The 518-nt window shown below is 45.2% G+C and carries 1 protein-coding gene and 1 pseudogene; one reads left to right on the top strand and one right to left on the bottom strand.

Going from position 1 to position 518, the window contains the following annotated elements:
* Nucleotides 1-155, bottom strand: a pseudogene (locus tag ABD296_RS50345) (class I tRNA ligase family protein); the annotation flags it as partial.
* A gap of 28 nt (nt 156-183) precedes the next feature.
* Between ABD296_RS50345 and ABD296_RS50340 the strand changes: the two are divergent.
* Nucleotides 184-518, top strand: a 335-nt coding sequence (locus ABD296_RS50340; RefSeq protein ID WP_344285870.1) for a beta-lactamase hydrolase domain-containing protein, incomplete at its 3' end; no start/stop codon positions are given.

Here is a 518-nt window from a genome sequence, read left to right as displayed (position 1 = left end):
GGCGTTTGGTTTTGGGCCTTAGCCTTATCTTCAATCTTCAGGCCATGTTCATCTGTCCCGGTTAAGAAGAACACATCATACCCATTGCTCCGCTTGTAACGAGCAACCGTGTCACACGCAATTGTCGTATAAGAATTACCGATATGTAACCGTCCAGATGGGGAAGGTGCAGATCAACCCAATGTGATTGAAATTGAAGAAGCAGCTCAGCGACATGGCCTAAACGTAATCTATCAGCCTGTTATCAGTGGTAAAATTAGCGATCAACAAGTTACCGAGTTTAAGCAGCTTTATCAGAATGCTCAGAAGCCCGTTTTAGCATATTGTCGCTCTGGTATGCGTGCAATCAGTTTGTGGGCTTTGGCTGAAGTTGCTCCACAAGATGCAGCACTGTTAGTTGAGTCGGGTAATAAGCTTGGGTTTAACTTAAAAGGCTTGGTGCCACGTATTTTAAAACGTGATCATGAACCAGCCACAATTCCTTGTTATAGCGTTGTGATTGTTGGCGCTGGGGCAGC

The sequence above is a fragment of the Actinomadura napierensis genome (assembly GCF_039529375.1).
Taxonomy (GTDB): domain Bacteria; phylum Actinomycetota; class Actinomycetes; order Streptosporangiales; family Streptosporangiaceae; genus Spirillospora; species Spirillospora napierensis.
Note: the sequence above shows the minus strand (reverse complement) of the source record. Positions and strands in the feature narration are given on the sequence as shown.